Genomic DNA, 20,581 nt, shown 5'->3' on the forward strand with positions numbered 1-20,581 from the left:
GTCGAATGAATATAAGGTTGGCTTCGCATAGTCGGGGCCAGCCTTTTTCATTGGAAATCGGACAGATTGGGGAGTGTTCGCTTGGAGACGGCGCTAGCTATGTTGCAATTGCTTGCGGAATCCGCTTTGCAGCTGCTGATACAACCTTTTTATTATATAGCGGTCTTATTTATCGTATTGCAATACAGCAGGCAGATGAGAATGGAGCGTCAGTTATTTGCTGTCAAGCTTCACAGCTGGGTTAATCTGACCGCGAAGGCGGTGCTGACAGGGCTATTAGCGGGACTTGCGGTATCGGTCGCGGGAGCGTTCATCGGGTCCACGCTGACCCCTGCGGCTGTCCTCTGGTTATGGGCGATTGCGGCGGTACTGATGCTTATCCGAATCCGCTATCTTTGTTTTGCATATAGTGCGGGTATCATTACGCTCTTGCAATGGGGCTTCTCCTTCACTCCGCTTGCCGATCGGACGGACTGGATGGGCAGCATGGCCGCCTCGCTTGCTCGCGTGGATGCAGCAGGATTGCTGCTGCTGGTCGCTCTGCTACATCTTGCGGAAGCCATATTGGTCAGCATGCAAGGCGACCGGTTGGCAACGCCTCTATTTCTTGAGGGCAAGCGAGGCAAGCTGGTAGGCGGCTATTTGCTTCAAGGCTTCTGGCCAGTGCCGCTGTTCCTGCTTGTGCCGGTAACCGATTCAGCAGGCGGCAGCGTCTCGACGACGAGCTTGCCCTGGACCCCGCTCTTCGGAGCGGATTGGTCGCAAGGCTGGACGTTTGTTGCGTTGCCGATGATTATCGGCTTTACAGAGATGACACGGACGATGCTGCCGCAGGTCAAGGCCAGACATGCCGCACAGGGCCTTCTCGTCTACAGCCTCCTTCTGGCTGGAGCTGCGATTGCAGCCTGGTGGCAGCCGGTTCTGCTGCCGCTTGCGGCGGCCGCCTCGATCTTGCTGCATGAGGCGATCGTCTGGCGAAGCAAGCTTGCAGAGTCAAGACGCACCCCGCTGTATGTGCATGACGCGCGCGGTCTGCGCATTCTCGGTGTTGTGCCGGGAACGCCGGCAGAAGCAATGGGCCTTATGGCAGGCGAGATTCTGCATAAGGTGAACGGGATGCGCGTGTTCACAAAGGAAGAGCTGTATAGCGCGCTTGCGATCAACTCCGCATTCTGCAAGCTGGAGATTTATAATATCGAAGGTGAGCTGAAGTTTGCCCAGAAGGCCAGATATGCCGGTGAGCATCATCAACTAGGGGTCATTCTGGCGCCGGATGAACAGGCGAATTACTACGCTGCGAGCGGGCCGGCTTCACTTGTGGGACTGCTTCGCGGCATAAGGGCGGCGAACCGCAGAGGCAAGGGCGAAGCACGCGAAAACAATATGTAAGCAGATGAAGGTTGTAACAGGGCTGTTCGTGAGCGTGCGGGCGGTCCTGTTGTTGTTTCCGGCAACTGGCAGAAGCAAACTGGAAAAAACGTGAGATCATGCGTTGCGCGAATAAAAGGTAAGAGCTATAATAAATGGGAACACATATTCCTATGATGTGCTATGCCTGATTTCCTTAGGGGGCATTTGACTATAATGATAATAGATAGAGAAGGTAAGGAGGACAAGGAGTGACGGATAAGGCAATGAGCGAACGATTATTTCAAATTCAGTCCGAGTATAGTCCGCAGGGCGACCAGCCGAAGGCGATAAAGGAACTGGTGGAGGGCGTAAGGGCCGGCAAGCGGCATCAGACCCTGCTTGGTGCGACAGGTACGGGCAAGACGTACACCATTGCCAATGCCATTCAGGAGCTGAACCGGCCTACGCTCGTCATCGCGCATAACAAGACGCTGGCCGCGCAGCTTTGCAGTGAATTCAAATCCTTTTTCCCCGACAATGCGGTTGAATATTTCGTGAGCTACTACGATTACTACCAGCCGGAAGCCTACATCCCATCCACCGACACCTTCATCGAAAAGGATTCCAGCATCAATGATGAAATCGACAAGCTGCGCCACTCCGCCACAAGCTCGTTGTTCGATAGACGCGATGTGATTATCGTAGCCAGCGTATCTTGTATTTACGGCTTGGGTTCGCCGAATGAATACGGCAGCCTCGTACTTTCCCTTCGTGTGGGGATGGAGAAATCCCGCGATGAGATTCTGCACAAGCTCGTAGATATTCAATATGCGAGGAACGATATCAGCTTCACGCGCGGCACATTTCGTGTAAGAGGGGATATTATCGAGATATTCCCTGTTGCCAATAACGAAAGAGCCATCCGCGTGGAGCTGTTCGGCGACGAAATCGAGCGCATATCGGAGATCGACGTGCTGACGGGTGAGATTATTGGGGAGCGGGAGCATATCGCGATCTTCCCAGCGTCACACTTTGTAACACAGGAAGAGACGATGAAGCTGGCTCTCGTCAATATCGAGAGAGAGCTGGAGGAGAGGCTGGCGGAACTGCGCGAAGCCGGCAAGCTGCTTGAAGCGCAAAGGCTGGAGCAGCGTACTCGGTATGACCTGGAGATGATGGCGGAGATGGGCTTCTGCTCCGGCATTGAGAACTACTCGGGTCCGTTGACATTCAGGGAACGCGGAGCGACGCCGTATACGCTTCTCGATTATTTCCCAGAAGATATGCTCGTCGTCATCGACGAGTCTCATGTATCGCTGCCTCAGATCCGCGCGATGTTCAATGGAGACCGGGCACGTAAGGAGATGCTGGTCAATCACGGCTTCCGCCTGCCTTCAGCCATGGATAACCGACCGCTTCGATTCGAAGAGTTCGAGGATAAGACCAAGCAGCTGATCTATGTATCTGCGACGCCGGGACCGTATGAGCTGGAGCGTTGTCCGACCATGACGGAGCAAATCATCAGACCGACGGGGTTGCTTGATCCGATTATTGAAGTTCGACCGACGAAGGGCCAGATTGATAATATGCTGGAGGAAATCCGAGACCGGATTGCGAAGGACGAGCGCGTGCTGGTTACGACTTTGACGAAGAAGATGGCGGAGGATCTTACCGACTATCTGAAGGAAGTCGGCATTAAGGTTCGTTACCTGCATTCCGATATCAAGACGCTGGAGCGGCTGGCTATTCTAAGGGATCTTAGGCTTGGCGTATTCCATGTGTTAGTGGGCATTAACTTGCTCAGGGAAGGACTTGACCTTCCGGAAGTATCACTAGTCACCATTCTTGATGCGGACAAGGAGGGCTTCCTTCGTTCAGACAGGTCGCTGATCCAAACGATCGGACGGGCAGCCCGGAATAGTGAAGGCCGAGTCATCATGTACGCCGATAAGATGACGGATTCGATGGATCGCGCCATCAAGGAGACGGAACGCCGCCGGACTATTCAGATCGCATTTAACGAGAAGCATGGCATTGAACCGCAAACGATCCGCAAGCGTGTCCATGATGTGATTGAAGCTACCAAGGTCGCCGAGCAGAAAGCGGATTACCTTGCTGGAGCGGGCACAGACAAGATGTCGAAGAAAGATCGCCAGTCGCTCATCGAGCGTCTGGAGAGCGAGATGAAGGTAGCGGCCAAGAGCTTGCAGTTCGAACGTGCTGCCGAGCTTCGTGACGCGTTGCTTGAGCTTCGCGCCGAGATGGGATAGTAGGAGGGAAATCCAGTGGCAAATGACAAAATTATTGTAAAGGGCGCACGCGCCCATAATTTAAAAAATATAGACGTGACGATTCCCCGTGACAAATTCGTTGTGTTGACGGGCCTGAGCGGTTCGGGCAAATCCTCTCTCGCATTCGACACTATCTATGCAGAAGGGCAACGTCGCTACGTGGAATCGCTGAGTGCGTATGCACGCCAGTTTCTGGGGCAGATGGAGAAGCCGGATGTAGATTCTATTGACGGGCTGTCTCCGGCAATTTCGATTGACCAGAAGACAACAAGCCGCAACCCTCGTTCCACGGTAGGCACGGTGACGGAGATTTACGATTACTTGCGACTTTTGTTCGCTCGTATCGGACGGCCTCATTGTCCTGAGCACGGCATCGAGATTTCGTCCCAGACCGTTCAGCAGATGGTGGATCGGATTATGGAATATCCGGAGCGTACCAAGCTCCAGATCATGGCACCGCTTGTATCGGGACGCAAGGGCGAACATGCGAAGCTGCTGGCTGATGTGCAGAAGCAAGGCTTCGTTCGCGTGCGAGTGAACGGGGAGCTGCGTGAGCTTAGCGAGAAGATCGAGCTGGAGAAGAACAAGAAGCATACGATTGAAGTGATCGTGGACCGGATTGTCGTGAAGCCGGACATTCATGCACGTCTGGCCGACTCGCTGGAGACGGCTTTGAAGCTGGCGGATGGCCGCGTACTCGTTGATGTGATGGAGAAGGAAGAATTGCTGTTCAGTTCCAATCTGGCTTGTCCGGAGTGCGGGTTCAGTATTGAGGAACTGGCTCCGCGCATGTTCTCCTTCAACAGTCCATATGGCGCATGCCCGGATTGTGATGGCCTTGGTGCGAAAATGATTGTTGACCCTGATCTATTGGTACCGGACAGCAGCAAGTCGATTGAAGAAGGAGCCTTCTTGGCATGGGCAGGGAGCACGTCGAATTACTACCCGCAATTTCTAAGTGCAGTATGCATGCACTACGGCATTCCTCAGAACGTACCGTTGTCGGAGCTGACGACGGAGCAGATGAAGAAGCTGCTTTACGGAACGGGTGGAGAACGTGTTCGCTTCTTGTACGAGAATGATTTTGGTCATCGCAAGGAAGCCTATGTACCGTTCGAGGGTATCGTGAATAACCTGGAACGCCGCTACCGCGATACGGCTTCCGACATGATGCGGGAGCATATCGAGAATTACATGAGTGCGAAGCCATGCGGAGGCTGTAAAGGACAGCGTCTGCGCAAGGAAACGCTCGCCGTTACGATTGGCGCGCAGAACATTGCGTATGTAACGGATCTGTCCATAGGCGAAGCCCAGCGTTACTTTAACGGGTTGTCGCTGACGGATAAGGAGCAGACGATTGCTCACCTGATTCTGAAGGAAATCAACAGCCGGTTAGGCTTCCTTGTCAATGTAGGCTTGGAATACTTGACACTCAGCCGTGCCGCAGGTACATTGTCCGGCGGCGAAGCCCAGCGGATCCGATTGGCTACGCAGATCGGTTCAAGTCTGATGGGCGTTCTGTATATATTGGACGAACCGAGCATTGGCCTGCATCAACGGGACAATGACCGCCTGATTCAGACGCTGGAGCATATGCGCAACCTGGGTAATACGCTTATTGTCGTGGAGCATGACGAAGACACGATGATGGCTGCCGATTATATTATTGATATTGGTCCCGGTGCGGGCATCCATGGCGGCCAGATTATCGCGCAAGGAACGCCAAAGGAAATCATGGAAGACGAGAACTCATTGACAGGCCAATACCTCAGCGGCCGCAAATTCATTGAGGTTCCTTTGAAGCGCCGTGCAACAGGCGAGAAGTGGATCGAGGTTCGGGGAGCCAGGGAGAACAATCTTCGCAATGTGAATGTGAAGTTACCGCTTGGCGTATTCTCGGCTGTAACCGGCGTCTCGGGCTCTGGCAAGTCGACATTCATTAATGAGATTCTGTACAAGACGCTTGCGCGCGACTTGAACAAAGCGAGAGTACGTCCGGGACAATATAAGGAAATGAGAGGCATCGAGCATCTGGAGAAGGTTATTGATATTGATCAGTCTCCAATTGGCCGTACGCCGCGCTCCAACCCTGCCACATATACGGGCGTATTCGATGATATCCGTGACCTTTACGCCAGCACGAATGAAGCAAAGGTGCGCGGCTACAAGAAAGGACGCTTCAGCTTCAACGTCAAGGGCGGCCGCTGCGAAGCCTGCCGCGGTGACGGGATTATCAAGATCGAAATGCATTTCCTGCCCGATGTGTATGTGCCATGCGAGATTTGCAAGGGCAAGCGCTACAATCGAGAGACGCTGGAAGTGAAATACAAAGGCAAGAATATATCCGAAGTACTGGAGATGACGATCGAGGACGGTTGTACGTTCTTCGAGAACATTCCGCGTATTCACCGGAAGGTACAGACGCTGCTGGACGTAGGCCTTGGCTATATGAAGCTGGGACAGCCGGCAACGACGCTCTCCGGCGGCGAAGCTCAGCGTGTGAAGCTGGCGGCGGAGCTGTATCGCCGGAGCACAGGCAAGACGCTTTATATTCTGGATGAACCAACAACGGGCTTGCATGTGCATGATATCGACCGCTTGCTTACCGTTCTGCATCGCCTGGTCGATTCTGGTGAGTCTGTTCTTGTCATTGAGCACAATCTGGATGTAATCAAGACGGCAGATTATCTGATTGACCTTGGACCGGAAGGCGGCAACGGCGGTGGCACCATCGTCGCAACGGGTACGCCGGAGCAGGTCGTTAAGGTGGAGCAGTCGTATACGGGACGTTATCTGAAGCCAATCCTGGATCGAGACAGGGAGCGAACCAAGCAGCTCTACAGCCATAAAGAGCAAGTGGGTGCAGGAGCAGCGGAATAAGTGGTTAATTGCATGTTTTATACCTGGAACGTATAGGGAATGAATGTTGTATTTAGATAAACAAGAAGCTGTGAATAGGTAGGGTTATCCTTTCTATTCATGGCTTCTTCTATGGAACTCCGATGTCGATAGATGTTGAAAATATGCAAAAAGAGAAGCGTATGCGAAAAACATCACAACTTTGGTTATAGTTATGAGAAGAGATGGACATTTTATAAAAGCGGGAAAGTTTAATTGATGATGTAAGGATATAGCAAGCTACATACGCACAATAAATCGTGACAAACTTGTTACAATATAGATTCAGACTTGCATCGGGAGCGTCAAGAGGCTAACATAGATTAATATTAGGTTACGTGTGACTAAAGGAGGTCCCCTTATGTTTCTGGCGGAAGAAGCGGTAGAAGCTGTCAAAGGATTCGAACCATTCGATTACTTTATGCTGGCCTTTACAGTAATCATTGCGATCGGATTCGTGCGTCTCCTGATGGCGCGTCCAAGAAAAAACTTGTTCGCCATCGGCTTCACGGCTGTAGCGCTCGGATTGTTCCTGTTTATTGACTACGTGATGATTTTTGAGGTTGGTCTGTACCGCGTCATTGGCTAATGACAGGAAACAGAAAGCACCGCCGGATTTTTCCGGCGGTGCTTTTTGTTTGAAGCGTTATGCTTACACCCACCACATGTCGCCAAGCGGCTCGCGGATCAGCACTTGCTGCAGGTTTTGAACGGCTTTCGTGAAGCCTTCATCGATAGACATCAAGCCATCTTCATGCTCGATGCTGACCACGTAATCGTAGCCTACGAGACGAAGTGCGCTGATGATGTCCGCCCATACCTTCAGATCGTGGCCGAAACCTACTGTACGGAACTGCCATGCGCGGTCCAGCATGAGCGAATACGATTGCATATCCGTTACGCCATGGCGATTCACGTTGATTGGATCAATCGTAGTGTCCTTGGCGTGGAAGTGATGGATCGCATTCTCGCGGCCCAGGATTTGAACAGCTTGTACCGGGTCGATGCCTTGCCACCACATATGGCTTGGGTCAAGGTTGGCGCCGATGGCATCGCCAGCGGCTTCACGCAGGCGAAGCAAGGTGCCTGGGCTATGAACGGAGAAGCCGCCATGCAGCTCAAGTCCGACTTTGACACCGGCATTCGTAGCGATCGAACCGATCTCAGACCAATATGGAATAACTTTTTGCTCCCATTGCCATTTCAAGATTTCTTGATATTCATTCGGCCACGGTGCGACAGGCCAGTTCGGATATTTGGCATCCTCATGATCGCCTGGGCAGCCGGAGAAAGTATTGACTACGCCAACCTCAAGACGGTTGGCTAGCTCGATCGTTTTGCGGATCAGCTCGTCATGCTCCTTCGCAATTGCTTTCTGCGGATGAAGCGGATTGCCGTGGCAGCTCAGTGCGCTGATCATCAGTCCACGCGATTCTACTGCGTGTTTAAACGCTTTCAGCTTGCCTGCGTCTGCCAGCAGTGAATCGGGATCGCAATGGGCATTGCCCGGATATCCGCCAGTTCCGATCTCGACAGCTTCAAGACCCTTGGAAGCGATATAGTCGAGCGCATCATCCAAAGTCCGGCCCGAAAACAGTACACTAAATACGCCTAATTTCATGAAACATTAACCTCCTGAATCCATGTGGATGGATCGAATTCAAAGTCAGCTTTAGTATAGCATTTCCCATTGTGCAAGAGATGTGTGCAACAACATATTTGGCAAAATAGCATAATAACTGGGCAAAAGTGATATGAGCAATGAGCTGGCAGCAATGTGTTGTGGAATCAAAAGACGCTGTTTGTTAGAATAGTAGAAGTAAAAGGCAATACTATAGTTGGAAGATATGGCGCAAGTAATGTTAATCTTGCGATGAGAGGAATCGAAAATAGATGATAACAAGATCGGATATAGAATTGCTGGCACCCGCCGGCGATTGGGATTGTATGCGGGCGGCTGTCGCCAATGGGGCTGACGCGATTTTTTTTGGTGTAGAGAAATTTAATGCAAGAGCGCGGGCGAACAACTTTCGTTCGGAGGAATTGCCGGAAATTATGGCGTTCCTTCATACGTATGGAGTGAAGGGTTTCTTGACCTTCAATATATTAGTGTTTGAGGACGAGCTTCGAGATGCGCAGAAGCTTATCGAGATGTGTATAGATGCTGGCGTGGATGCCGTTATTGTCCAGGATCTTGGTCTTGTGAAGCTGATTCGAGAGCTGTCGCCGGACTTTCCGATCCATGGCTCTACCCAGATGACGATTACATCGCCGGAAGCCGTAGAGTTCACGAAGCCATTTGATATGGAGCGTGTTGTGCTGGGGCGTGAGAACAATTTGAAGCAAATCCGTACAATTGGCGAGCAAGCGAAGCTTCCGATGGAAGTATTCGTGCATGGCGCTTTATGCGTATCGTATTCCGGCCAATGCTTGACGTCCGAGATGTGGGGCGGGCGTTCCGCTAACCGTGGTGAATGTGCGCAAGCTTGCCGATTGCCATACGATCTGATGGTGGACGGTGAGCATAAGCCGATGGGCGATGTGGCTTATCTGCTTTCGCCAAAGGATCTGGCAGCGATTGATCTGGTGCCTGAGCTGATTGAGGCGGGCGTAACGTCCTTTAAAATTGAAGGCAGGTTGAAAAGCCCGGAATATGTAGCGAACGTTGTCAGCAAGTATCGTGCTGAGATTGACAAATATTTTGACGGCGACCGTTCCAAGCCGTCGAAGGAAGACGTTCGGGAGCTGCAACAGAGCTTCTCTCGCGGCTTTACGCATGGCTTCCTCGATGGAACCAACAATAAGGAGCTTGTTGAAGGGACGTTCCCGAAGAGCCGCGGCGTATACCTTGGCAAAGTAGAGCGTGTGATGCGCGACGCCGTAACGATCCGTCTGGACGCGCCGACCAAGCGCGGCGACGGTATCGTGTTCGATGCGGGAGATCCGACGAAGAAGGAGGAAGGCGGACGGATCTATGACTTGCGCCGCCAAGGCGTGAAGATGGAAGGCGAAGCGCCTGAAGGGGCTCTGATCGAGATTGTGCCTGGCCGCAATGATGTTGACTTGCGGAAAGTCCATGTAGGCGACCGGGTATGGAAGACCAGTGACCCTGCGCTGGACAAGCGGCTCAGAGCGTCCTTCGAGACCGAGAAGCCGTACCGCGTATTCCCGCTGCATGTCCGCGTAACGGGAACAATCGGCGAGCCGCTATGTACGACTTGGACGGATGTACAGAAAGGAACGACGATCGAGGTCGTATCCGAGATGCCGCTTGAAGCGGCACAGAAACGTCCGATGGATGCTGCGCTTCTGGAGGACCAATTAGGGCGTCTTGGCGGGACGGTCTATCAGCTGGATTCGCTGGAAGTCGCCCTGCAAGGTGATTTGATCGTACCGATCCGCGAGTTGAACCGTATTCGCCGCGAAGCGGTGGAGCAACTGGCGGGCGAACGTCCGAAGCCGCCGAGATATATCAAGCATGAGGTGGACGCTTTTTCGGATGCCTATCAGAACAGCGAGGCGGGACTGGTTGCAACCCGCAGCGGGAAGGACGCGCAATTGACGGCGCTTTGCCGCAGCCTGGAGCAGGTCGAAGCAGCAATTCGCGCAGGTGTGTCGTATATTTACGCCGACTTCGAGTTCATTAAGCAATTTCCTGCAGCAGTTGAGGCGGCACGCAAGGCAGGCACTCCGATTGCGTTAGCAACACCGCGCATTCATATGCCTCGCGAGAATGGCTACCATGCCAATATTCTGAAGCTGCAGCCGGATGCGGTGCTGATCCGGAATACGGGTGCGCTATATTATTACTTGCGCGAACGCAGGATGAATCCGGACAAGCCGTTCCCTAAGCTGATCGGCGACTTCTCGCTTAATGTGGCGAATCATAAGGCCGTTAAATTATTTGCAGAGGCAGGGCTTGATCTGATCACGCCTTCGTATGACCTTAATATTCAGCAGATGGTCGATCTGCTGGAGCATTCGGATACGACGAAGCTGGAGGTTGTTATTCATCAGCATCTGCCGATGTTCCATACCGAGCATTGCGTCTACTGTACATTCATGAGTGAGGGCACGGATTATACGAACTGTGGAAGACCATGCGAGGAGCACCGGGCTTCACTGCAAGACCGCATTGGCATGTCTCATCCTGTACGCGTGGATGAGGGCTGCCGCAACACGGTGTATAATGCCATCGAACAGTCGGGTGCGGAATATATCCGCAACTTCATAGAGCTGGGTGTACAGCACTTCCGCGTTGAGTTTCTGGAAGAGACGGGCGATAAGGTAAGCGAGGTATTGTCGCTCTATCGCGATGCGCTGGATGGACGGATTAGCGGTACGCAAGTATGGCGCAGCCTGAAAGCGACGAATCAGCTCGGCGTTACGCGCGGACAGCTGGTGAAATAGAGAGATAAAGAGAGCCTTCCATCACACTGGAAGGCTTCTTTTTGTTCCAGCACCTTATTTCATGGCCGAAACGGAACTAGACCTATGCTGAAAACAATCGATCAGTCATTTTTTTATTTGCATGCAACCGGAAGGCCTGCTAACCGCATCGTATACAATAGAGGCATCATTGATATATTTAGCTCATTAAAGATTCATATCATAAAGGGTTTCCAGATGGCAGGGACCGGCAAGGCAGGTGGCAGGATGGACGAAGAGCGTCAGCGGATCGAACAATTAAAGAGAGGCGAGGAGAGCGCATTGTCATGGTTGATGGAGCGCTATGGCAGCGACGTTCTTCGAACAGCTGCTTTGCTATTGAAGGATCGCTACTTGGCAGAGGATGTGAGCCAGGAGACCTTCTTGACTGCATTCCGGAAAGCGGATCAATACCGGGGAGACGGTTCGTTGAAGGGCTGGCTGCTTCGCATTGCGATAAATTTGTGCAGAAGCAGGATGCGGCGCGCGTCTTGGCAGCGGCTTTTCTTGAGAGAATGGATGGATTTGGATCAAGATGCCGCTGACCGGTCTGTATGGACTCACAGCGAAGAGCCCGGCTCAACAGGCTGGATGGACAGGATGACCTTGCGGGAGGAGATTGGCAGATTACCGCTGCTTTATCGGGAAGTCATTGTACTTTATTACTTTCATGAGATGCACACTGCAGAAATTGCCCATGTGCTGCAAGAGTCGGAAGGTACGGTGAAGAGCAAGCTGCACAGAGCGAGAAAAAAATTGAAGCGGCAATTGGAGGAAGGAGGCTGGGAATATGAATCAAGCTGGGGAGGATAAGAAGCTACGGGACCAACTTCACAGGGAGATGGAGCCGGTGGTGTTCAGTGAAGAGATGCAAGCGGCTGTCTTGAAACGTGCGGCTGCACCCAAACCTTCTTGGTGGAATCGGGAAATCCATATTCCGGCGCCGGTCGTGACAGCCTTACTGCTTCTGGTTATCGCTGTACCTGTATACGGCTGGCAGCAAGCCCATTCCATGCAAGCGAATGTTGTAGCGGATACGAGCGGGAAGGGCTCTCAGCAGGAGGAGCGAATCATCGTATCGACCGCAGGCGTATTTTATGCCTCGCAATTGGAAGGGGAGGATCGTTAATGCGGCTAAAGGTAAGAACGCTGGCGGGGATGCTTGCGACGCTGCTGCTGCTAGGGTGGTTCGGTTATAAGGAGCTTCCGTCTTTTTTATACCATCAAGGATATAATCAGGCATTGCTGCAATGGTTCCCGAATGATGAATACGCGAGACCTGCGATTAATAGGCTTGCCATGGATATCACGAGTGAGATGGGGACGGGCGACTCGGAATATATATTCGTCAAATCATCCGGAGGCGCGTCATCCAGTGGTAGTGGCAGTACGAAGCTTGATCGTGAGGAGCGAGCTGACATTATACATAAGCTGGAGAAACTGCTCGCTCAGTACGGTCACACGGAACAGATGTCCAGTGTCGCTTATAATCTGGCATTGATGCATTTTTGGATGGGCAATTGGGACCGTGCGGAGAGTCTGCTGCTTGCGATTGAGCGAATGGGAGGCCATGGGTGGATATCGCAGGAGGAGCAGGGGGCTTATCTGGCCATACTGGAGTCCAGGCATAAGCAGAAAGGGCTGCCGTCTTTGGAGGGCATTGTCCGCATCGGCGACCAGCCTGTTCCGAATGCTTTTGTTATGATTCAACGGGCAAACGATTCAACCTATTATTCCCCCCCGCTTACCCATTACCCGGCAACGATTACGGATGAGAACGGACGGTATCGGTTTTATGGCATTGACCCCGGCGAATACAACGTAGCCATTGGGGTGCGGACGGAGCAGATTAACGGATACTACATGACGGAAACCGAATCGAAGACGGCCGACATTGACGGAGAGGCAACAGCGTTGCATGATGTGCAGTTTGTGCCGCAAGTGATGGCGGTATCCCCGGGGCGCAATGAACTTATTCAAGGAGATGAGCTGCGGCTTCAGTGGAAGTCCTATGATGGCGCGGCTTATTACAAGCTCAACATTACTTACATGCACCGTGATCGGAGCGGCAAGTATACAGGCGCCACGACAACCGCGTTATCTGATCAGAAATATAGCAGCCAAGAAGCTGTATTTTCCATCCGCGAGATCAATGGCGTCTATACGATGTCTGGAAAGAGCTACGGGCAGAATGGAGAAGTGACGCTCAATACGGCCGGACTGCTGGGGATGCTCTATCCTGGCGGGGAGTTCGCATGGTCGGTAGACGCTTACGACGAGCATGACCGCAAGCTGTCGAGCTCTGCGGGATACTTCCTGCACCAAGACGCGATTACGCCGATCTTCCGAGTAGCGGACATTGGCCTGTCGGAAGGGGATCGTCTCGTGATAGCGGCACAGTATGAAGAAGCGATTGAAGCATATAAGCGCGAAGGTGACAATGACCATGCGCTTCGTGTACTCGCGAGACTGGCCGATCAAGGCATAGGGAAGGAGGATGGCGATCCTGCAAAAGCGCTGGCTTACATGGAACGAATACGAGAGCCGTGGGAGTCGGATAAGGAATTCATCCATACCCTGCGTGATCGCATTCAGAGGCAGAAGCGGGTTTGACAGACGACATGCCCTGACTTAGCATAGAGGAATACGGGTCCGTATCGACTTGCATCGTTTCGGTGCGTGGGATGGCTCGACGTTATTCTGATTGGATAAGAAGCGAGGCGTACACATAGATGAAGGAAGAATGGTTTGGGAAGTGGCGGCATGCCTTTAAGCTTGATCCCGACAAGACGATATCGGATGAAGCGCTGGACGCAATCTGTACATCTGGCACGGATGCGATTATTATTGGAGGCTCCAGTGGTGTAACTTTTGAGAATACAGTCGATTTAATGTCGCGTGTTCGCCGATACGAGTTGGATTGTGCACTGGAGGTTTCCACGATGGATGGGGCGGTTCCGGGTTTTGACGGTTATTTCGTTCCCATCGTACTGAATACGGATCGCTCGGAGTGGATTATCGGCAACCAAATCGAAGGATTGATGACGTATGGTACATTCGTTCCTTGGGAGGAGACTGCTGCTCAAGGCTATATTATATTGAACGAGGATGCTACTGCCGCCAAGCTGACGGGCGCCAAGACGGAGCTTGAAGTCGACGAGTTGATTGCCCATATCCGCATGGGCGTCCAACTGATGAGGCTGCCCCTCATTTATATGGAATACAGCGGCCGGTTCGGAGACATGGAGATGCTGCGCAGCGCCAGGAGCGTATGCGGCGAAACCAGGCTCTTCTATGGCGGAGGTATCGATTCTGCCGAGAAGGCGCGGCAGGCGGCAGAGTGGGCCGATACGATCGTTGTAGGCAATGTCATATATACAGATTTGGCGGCTGCACTATCGACGGTGGTTGCTGTAGACAGTCTGCAAAAATAGACCTTTGACGGCGGCCTTATTCCCCTCTTCCGACTATAATGGAATAGAAGTCGAGAGGCGGGGCTGGGATGAGGACATGAAAGCAGTGATTGCCAGGCTGTTGAAGCGCAGGCGGAGATCGTTCCCGAAAGCTGCTTGCCGAAGAAGTCGATGCCGGAAAATGCGAAGAAAGAATCGCCGGACACGACTGCGTGTCTATTATTATTATGCGCAAGGTGACGGTGTGAAGCGGTCGTTCTGGAATGAGGATGCGACGCCAGGCTATAAGAGCCATATACCGGCACGGGGGAACATGCTGCTGTCCAATGTATTTGTAGACGGCATGCTGCAAGCGCCGGAGTTATATCGTATCGATCGAGGCGTAATTCACTTTCAATCCGATCAGGCACCGCCCGCAGATTCGCGCATCATTGCACAATTTATTGTAAGGAGAACATAAAGAACCGAACACCCTGTAGCCAGCAAGTCTACGCCAGGTGTTCGGTTGTTTTGTTTTATGAGAATAAGAATAGGTGGTAACGACTTCGAAGACGGTGAATACAATGCGTGCCTCCGAAGGAATAGTCGCGGCTGTCGCAGATGTAATCTCCAGCACAGTATCCGATACGGTCGTCACGAGGCCTTCCTCCTGCACCTGGCCGTCAACAATGAGCTGATAGGCATATTCCGTTCCGGGTGGAGGAGTGCTGACATTAACAGCGAATTGGGTTACGGTGGCACCGGTGTCGTCCAACCACGTTTCCTCAGCAGGACCGATATTCGTTGCGGTATTGGCCGCAAGCGCGATGCCTCCGGCAGGTGCCGTCATGAAGTAATTCAGAATCGAATAGTCGACGGCTACCGAAATCGAACGAGGCAGAATCAAGCTAGCCATAGGATCACCTCCTTTCTAGCTAGTAGATGCGGCTGCCGGACAACCCGCAACGGACATATGCTCTCCAGCAGTTGTCTGTAGAGGAGAAATACCGAATTTCCAGCGATAATCGGAAACCTCAAATTGACACGCATGTGGTCCTTGTCTAAACTGAAATAAGGCGAACAAATGGCGAACAAAGGAGTTAGAAGCATGTTCAATATGTTCAATAAAATCGGGATCGACGAAGCTGTGCAGAAGCTCAATCCGCCTCAGCGCGAAGCCGTGCAGGCGACGGATGGTCCTTTACTCATTATGGCGGGAGCGGGCAGCGGCAAGACCCGCGTGCTTACGCACCGTATTGCTTATTTAATTGAGAAGAAGCGGGTAGCGCCGTGGAGCATTCTGGCGATTACATTTACCAATAAAGCATCAAGAGAAATGCAAGATCGGGTCAGCTCGCTAGTCGGGCCGTCCGGCAGAGATATCTGGGTTTCAACTTTCCACTCGATGTGCGTGCGAATTCTGCGCAAGGATATCGACCGCATTGGCTTCACCTCCAATTTCTCGATCCTGGACTCATCGGATCAATTGTCTGTTATCCGCAACTGCATGAAGGATCTGAATATCGATACGAAAAAGATCGAGCCCAAAGCTGTGCAAGCCTCCATCAGCAGTGCCAAAAACGAACTGATTGCGCCGGAGCGTTATGAAGAAAAGGTTGGCGATTATTTTGAGGGTATTGTGGCAAAGGTGTATGCGATGTATCAGAAGCGCCTGAAGAGCAATAACTCGCTTGATTTCGATGATCTTATTATGAAGACTATTCAGCTGTTCAAAGACATGCCCGAGGTGCTGGAATTCTATCAGAACAAGTTCCGTTACCTTCATGTAGACGAATACCAGGATACGAACCGCGCGCAGTACATGCTGTGCCGCATGCTGGCGGACAAGCATCATAATATATGTGTAGTCGGCGACAGCGACCAGTCTATCTACCGCTGGCGGGGTGCGGATATTACGAATATCTTGAACTTCGAAAGCGACTATCCGGAAGCCCGTTCGATTATGCTGGAGCAGAATTATCGTTCCACCTCTAATATATTGGACGCAGCTAATGCAGTCATTAAGCGCAACACAGGACGTAAGCCGAAGAAGCTATGGACAGATCAAGGTCCTGGCGATCGGATTGCGTTGTATCAAGCCGATTCCGAGCATGACGAAGGTTATTATGTGACGGGCGAGATTCGCAAAAATGTGAATAAAGGACGCCGTTTCTCCGATCATGCCATCTTGTACCGCACCAATGCGCAATCGCGGGTAATCGAGGAAATTTTGATCAAATCGGATATTCCTTATCAAATTGTCGGCGGCATCAAGTTCTACGACCGGAAGGAGATTAAGGATCTGCTTGCTTATCTGCGGCTGATCTCCAATCCGGATGACGACATAAGCCTGACGCGCATTATCAATGTTCCGAAGCGGGGCATCGGCGATACGACGGTCGGCAAGCTGGCGGATGAGGCAGCGCGCAGAGGGGTTTCCATCTACCAAGTGCTCGCAGATATGGGCGATCTGGATGTGAATGGCCGAACGCGTACACTGCTGGGCGAGTTTTACGGACTGATCTATAATTTGACGGCCATGGTCGATTATTTGACCGTTACCGAGTTAACGGAGAAGGTACTTGAGTTATCCCAGTACCGCATAGAGCTGCAGCGCGAGAATACGCTGGAATCCAAGGCGCGCGTGGAGAATATCGACGAGTTCCTGTCGGTTACGATGGACTTTGAGCAGCGGAATGAAGATAAGTCGCTCGTGGCCTTCCTGACTGATCTGGCCTTAATAGCGGATATTGATTCCATGAATAAGGACGAAGAAGAAGAAAAGGCAGACGATGCAGTCATTCTAATGACGATGCATAGCGCCAAAGGACTAGAGTTCCCCATGGTATTCATCATTGGGATGGAGGAGTCGGTATTCCCTCATAGCCGTGCTCTGTCGGACAACGAGGAGTTGGAAGAAGAGAGACGTCTTGCCTATGTGGGTATTACGCGCGCCGAGGAGAAGCTTTATCTGACATGTGCGCGGATGCGTACGCTGTTCGGACGGACAGGCATGAATATGCCGTCTCGCTTCCTCGAGGAAATTCCGGATGATGTGAAGGAAGGCGTGTCCACCAGCATTGGCGGCAGCGGATATGCGCGTTCGGGCGGCGGAAGAATTGGGGCAGGAGCTCCGGCTGCTTCAAGCACGCCTCGCTCGCCTGGCTTCGGAGCGGGAAGCAGTCGAACACCAGGGGCAGGTGTCCGCGTGACTACTTCGCTGGACGCGGCTCGCGGCGGAAAAGCTTCCTCTGTGGCAGGCGCACCTGCGGCATCGTCCTCGCCATCTGATTTTGCTGCGGGTGATCGTGTCGCGCATGGCAAATGGGGAGAGGGAACGATCGTGTCTGTGAAGGGAGCGGGCAACGATATGGAGCTGCAAATTGCGTTCCCGGCGCCTGTCGGCATTAAGCGCCTGCTTGCCGCTTTTGCTCCGCTGACGAAATTATAATATTCTGGGCCGGACTAGAGGAATGAACCCCCGGTGCGTTGAACATAATCGAGAAAGACGATGGATGAAGGAGGCTTGCATGTGAACGCAGACATGGAACGGATGAAGGAGCTTGTCGCTCTTATAACGGAGCACAATTATTACTATTATACGCTGGACGAACCGAGACTGAACGACGCGGATTACGACAAGCTGTATGATGAGCTTGTCTCGCTGGAGCGTTCTCTTGGCGTGACTCTGCCGGAATCCCCTACGCTGCGCGTAGGCGGGGAACTGCTCAAAGGCTTCGAGCCTCATCGCCATAGAGCGCGTTTATGGAGCCTGGACAAGGCGCAGGACCAAGAGGATCTGCTCGCTTGGAACGCCCGCGTGCTGCGAGCCATTGCAGACTATAACGCAAAGCATCCCGACCAGGAGCCGCTTCCGCAGCCTAGCTATGTCATCGAACTGAAATTCGATGGCCTTACGCTGAATCTGACCTATGAGAATGGGGAGCTGATTCAAGCGTCGACCCGCGGCAACGGTACGATTGGCGAAGGCATTCTGTCTAATGTGCGTACTATTCGTTCCGTTCCGCTCACGATTCCGTTCACTGAAGGCATAATCGAGGTGCAGGGCGAAGGCATTATGGGCTTGTCCGTTCTTGCCAAATATAATGAGACGGCGGCAGAGCCGTTGAAGAATGCGCGCAATGCGGCGGCCGGGGCTCTCCGCAACCTGAACCCCGCTGTGACGGCAGAGCGGAAGCTGGACGCCTTTATCTACAATATTGGTTACGCTGAAGGCGTATCGTTCGCGGATCATAGGGAGATGCAGCAATTTTTGAAAGATAACCGGTTCAAAGTGAATCCGTATGTGAAGTATGCGGATTCGATTGAGGACGTGGCAGCGGAGCTGGTACAGATTGCGCTGCGCAGGGATTCTTTCGATTTTCTGATCGACGGAGCGGTTGTGAAGCTGACGGATATGAGGACAAGGGAAGCTCTTGGCTATACCGATAAGTTCCCGCGCTGGGCTGTTGCGTTCAAATTCGAGGCGGAAGAAGCGTCAACCGTGTTGGAATCCGTCTCATGGGAAGTAGGTCGTACGGGCAAAATCACACCGGTAGCCCGGGTAGAGGCAGTGGATCTGGCAGGAGTTACGGTACAGAACTGCACACTCAACAATATTGGAGATATTGAACGGAAGAACTTGAAGCATGCGCTTGGTACATTGGTAACAATTCGCCGTTCGAACGATGTTATTCCTGAAATTTTGGGCAAAGCGGATGAGGAGCCGGGCGCAGAAATCGTTTTTCCGGTGGTTTGTCCTTCTTGTGGCACAGAGCTGGAGCAGCGGGGGGCGCATTTGTTCTGCAACAATAAGCTGGGCTGTCGTCCGCAAACGATTGGACGGATTACTCATTTTGCCTCCAGGGATGCCATGGATATTGAATCATTCAGCATCATGACAGCCGAACAGCTTTATGCGGATTGTGAAGTGAGGGATCCGGCTGATCTGTACGCGCTGACCTTTGACGATTTGATCAAGCTGGAGCGATTCGGCGAGAAGAAGGCGCAGAAGCTGCTTGATGCGCTGGAGAAATCGAAGGGACGCGAGCTGGCTGCTTTCCTGTTCGCATTAGGTATTCCGAATACGGGCAAGGCGACAACCAAAATGCTGGCGGATCATTATCGTGATCTGGACGCGGTTATGAAAGCAACGGCTGAAGAACTGGTCTCGTTGCCTGATGTCGGAGGCATTGTAGCCGACAGTATTGTCGGATTTTTCTCCGATCCGATTATATTGGATAGCATCAATCGGATGCGCGCAGCCGGAATTAAAGCAGAAGCTGAGAAGCTGCCTGAAGTGCGTACGGATAGCGTGTTCAGCGGCAAAACAGTTGTGCTCACTGGGACTCTCCCAACCATGACGCGTGATGAGGCAGCGAAAAAGCTGGAGGCGCAAGGCGCGAAAATATCGGGCAGCGTTTCGAAGAAGACGGATTTCGTCATTGCCGGAGAAAGCGCGGGCAGCAAGCTGACTAAGGCACGCGATCTGGGCGTAACGGTTATTGATGATGAGGCGGAGCTGCTGCGGCTCCTTGGTGAGTAGAGTTTCTATAATAGTCATAGGAAGTCGGCCCTGCGGGCCGGCTTTTTATATAACAGCAATAGAATGTTAAGATTCCAGGAGAACGGATTCAAATTCTATTTGGCGATAAAACCTGCCTGTAAACCGCGATCGCTCATCTTCGAAGACCTCGTTGGAGATTTTCTTATTGCCATTTGTAAAAAACTACAAGTTGTATTTTATTTTTCGGTGTGGTACATTATTTCTTGTCGCTTCTGAGACATGGCATCAACCGAATGAGACACAATAAAATGTGAAACAAACGCTTGACACCAAGAACGGAAGCTGGTAACATAACATCTTGTCACGGTGAACGTGCGTGACGCAAGTTCCTTGAAAACTGAACAAATGGATCACGTCAAAATCCAAACAAAAATCGGATGAATTCCAATCGGATGACATCTAAGCTAGTAACGAAATGAGCAAGTCAAACACTTTTATGGAGAGTTTGATCCTGGCTCAGGACGAACGCTGGCGGCGTGCCTAATACATGCAAGTCGAGCGGACCTGATGGAGTGCTTGCACTCCTGATGGTTAGCGGCGGACGGGTGAGTAACACGTAGGTAACCTGCCTGTAAGACTGGGATAACATTCGGAAACGGATGCTAATACCGGATACGCGAATTGGTCGCATGGCCGATTCGGGAAAGACGGAGCAA

The 20,581-nt window shown here is 52.2% G+C and carries 14 protein-coding genes and 1 rRNA gene; 13 read left to right on the plus strand and 2 right to left on the minus strand.

Annotated elements, in window-relative coordinates; genetic code table 11:
- Nucleotides 1-81: 81 nt before the first annotated feature.
- From D3P07_RS21040 to D3P07_RS21055, 4 genes are all read left to right on the plus strand, one after another.
- Nucleotides 82-1,389, plus strand: coding sequence for a PDZ domain-containing protein (locus D3P07_RS21040; RefSeq protein ID WP_119802219.1), 1,308 nt, complete (start codon nucleotides 82-84; stop codon nucleotides 1,387-1,389).
- A 245-nt stretch (nucleotides 1,390-1,634) separates the two neighbouring features.
- Nucleotides 1,635-3,620, plus strand: a complete 1,986-nt coding sequence (gene uvrB, locus D3P07_RS21045; RefSeq protein WP_119802248.1) for an excinuclease ABC subunit UvrB — start codon at nucleotides 1,635-1,637, stop codon at nucleotides 3,618-3,620.
- A 15-nt stretch (nucleotides 3,621-3,635) separates the two neighbouring features.
- Nucleotides 3,636-6,521: an excinuclease ABC subunit UvrA gene (uvrA, locus tag D3P07_RS21050; protein ID WP_119802220.1), complete on the plus strand. Its 2,886-nt coding sequence runs from the start codon at nucleotides 3,636-3,638 to the stop codon at nucleotides 6,519-6,521.
- A 379-nt stretch (nucleotides 6,522-6,900) separates the two neighbouring features.
- Nucleotides 6,901-7,128, plus strand: a complete 228-nt coding sequence (locus tag D3P07_RS21055) for a hypothetical protein (RefSeq protein WP_119802221.1) — start codon at nucleotides 6,901-6,903, stop codon at nucleotides 7,126-7,128.
- A gap of 63 nt (nucleotides 7,129-7,191) precedes the next feature.
- Here D3P07_RS21055 and D3P07_RS21060 read toward each other — a convergent pair whose 3' ends face one another.
- Nucleotides 7,192-8,160 (minus strand): sugar phosphate isomerase/epimerase family protein, encoded by a 969-nt coding sequence (locus D3P07_RS21060; protein WP_119802222.1) that lies wholly within the window; start codon nucleotides 8,158-8,160, stop codon nucleotides 7,192-7,194.
- Between the two features lie 272 nt (nucleotides 8,161-8,432).
- Between D3P07_RS21060 and D3P07_RS21065 the strand changes: the two genes are divergently transcribed.
- The 6 genes from D3P07_RS21065 to D3P07_RS27960 all read left to right on the plus strand — a co-directional run bounded on the left by D3P07_RS21065 (nucleotide 8,433) and on the right by D3P07_RS27960 (nucleotide 14,840).
- Complete coding sequence (locus D3P07_RS21065) at nucleotides 8,433-10,949, plus strand: U32 family peptidase (RefSeq protein ID WP_119802223.1); 2,517 nt, start codon at nucleotides 8,433-8,435, stop codon at nucleotides 10,947-10,949.
- Between the two features lie 84 nt (nucleotides 10,950-11,033).
- A complete protein-coding gene (locus D3P07_RS21070; protein WP_119802224.1) occupies nucleotides 11,034-11,780 on the plus strand; it encodes an RNA polymerase sigma factor in 747 nt (248 codons plus the stop codon).
- Nucleotides 11,758-12,096, plus strand: coding sequence for a hypothetical protein (locus tag D3P07_RS21075; RefSeq protein ID WP_119802225.1), 339 nt, complete (start codon nucleotides 11,758-11,760; stop codon nucleotides 12,094-12,096). Before D3P07_RS21070 ends, D3P07_RS21075 begins: the two co-directional genes overlap by 23 nt.
- A complete protein-coding gene (locus tag D3P07_RS21080) occupies nucleotides 12,096-13,580 on the plus strand; it encodes a carboxypeptidase-like regulatory domain-containing protein (RefSeq protein WP_119802226.1) in 1,485 nt (494 codons plus the stop codon). The genes D3P07_RS21075 and D3P07_RS21080 overlap by 1 nt, the downstream gene beginning before the upstream one ends.
- Nucleotides 13,581-13,699: 119 nt before the next feature.
- Nucleotides 13,700-14,401, plus strand: a complete 702-nt coding sequence (pcrB, locus tag D3P07_RS21085) for a heptaprenylglyceryl phosphate synthase (RefSeq protein ID WP_119802227.1) — start codon at nucleotides 13,700-13,702, stop codon at nucleotides 14,399-14,401.
- A 160-nt stretch (nucleotides 14,402-14,561) separates the two neighbouring features.
- Nucleotides 14,562-14,840 carry a DUF4183 domain-containing protein gene (locus D3P07_RS27960; RefSeq protein WP_182914441.1) on the plus strand — a complete coding sequence of 93 codons (279 nt, stop codon included), beginning with the start codon at nucleotides 14,562-14,564 and terminating at the stop codon, nucleotides 14,838-14,840.
- Here D3P07_RS27960 and D3P07_RS26755 read toward each other — a convergent pair.
- Nucleotides 14,742-15,275: a hypothetical protein gene (locus tag D3P07_RS26755; RefSeq protein WP_147384550.1), complete on the minus strand. Its 534-nt coding sequence runs from the start codon at nucleotides 15,273-15,275 to the stop codon at nucleotides 14,742-14,744. The genes D3P07_RS27960 and D3P07_RS26755 overlap by 99 nt on opposite strands.
- A gap of 201 nt (nucleotides 15,276-15,476) precedes the next feature.
- Here D3P07_RS26755 and pcrA point away from each other — a divergent pair, with 201 nt between their 5' ends.
- From pcrA to D3P07_RS21105, 3 genes are all read left to right on the plus strand, one after another.
- The gene (gene pcrA / locus D3P07_RS21095; protein WP_119802249.1) at nucleotides 15,477-17,810 is read left to right on the plus strand and encodes a DNA helicase PcrA; all 2,334 of its coding nucleotides are present in this window, start codon (nucleotides 15,477-15,479) and stop codon (nucleotides 17,808-17,810) included.
- Between the two features lie 93 nt (nucleotides 17,811-17,903).
- Nucleotides 17,904-19,904: an NAD-dependent DNA ligase LigA gene (gene ligA / locus D3P07_RS21100; RefSeq protein ID WP_119802250.1), complete on the plus strand. Its 2,001-nt coding sequence runs from the start codon at nucleotides 17,904-17,906 to the stop codon at nucleotides 19,902-19,904.
- A 454-nt stretch (nucleotides 19,905-20,358) separates the two neighbouring features.
- A 16S ribosomal RNA gene (locus D3P07_RS21105) occupies nucleotides 20,359-20,581 on the plus strand; the annotation flags it as partial.

The organism is Paenibacillus sp. 1011MAR3C5 (genome assembly GCF_003591485.1).
Lineage (GTDB): Bacteria > Bacillota > Bacilli > Paenibacillales > Paenibacillaceae > Pristimantibacillus.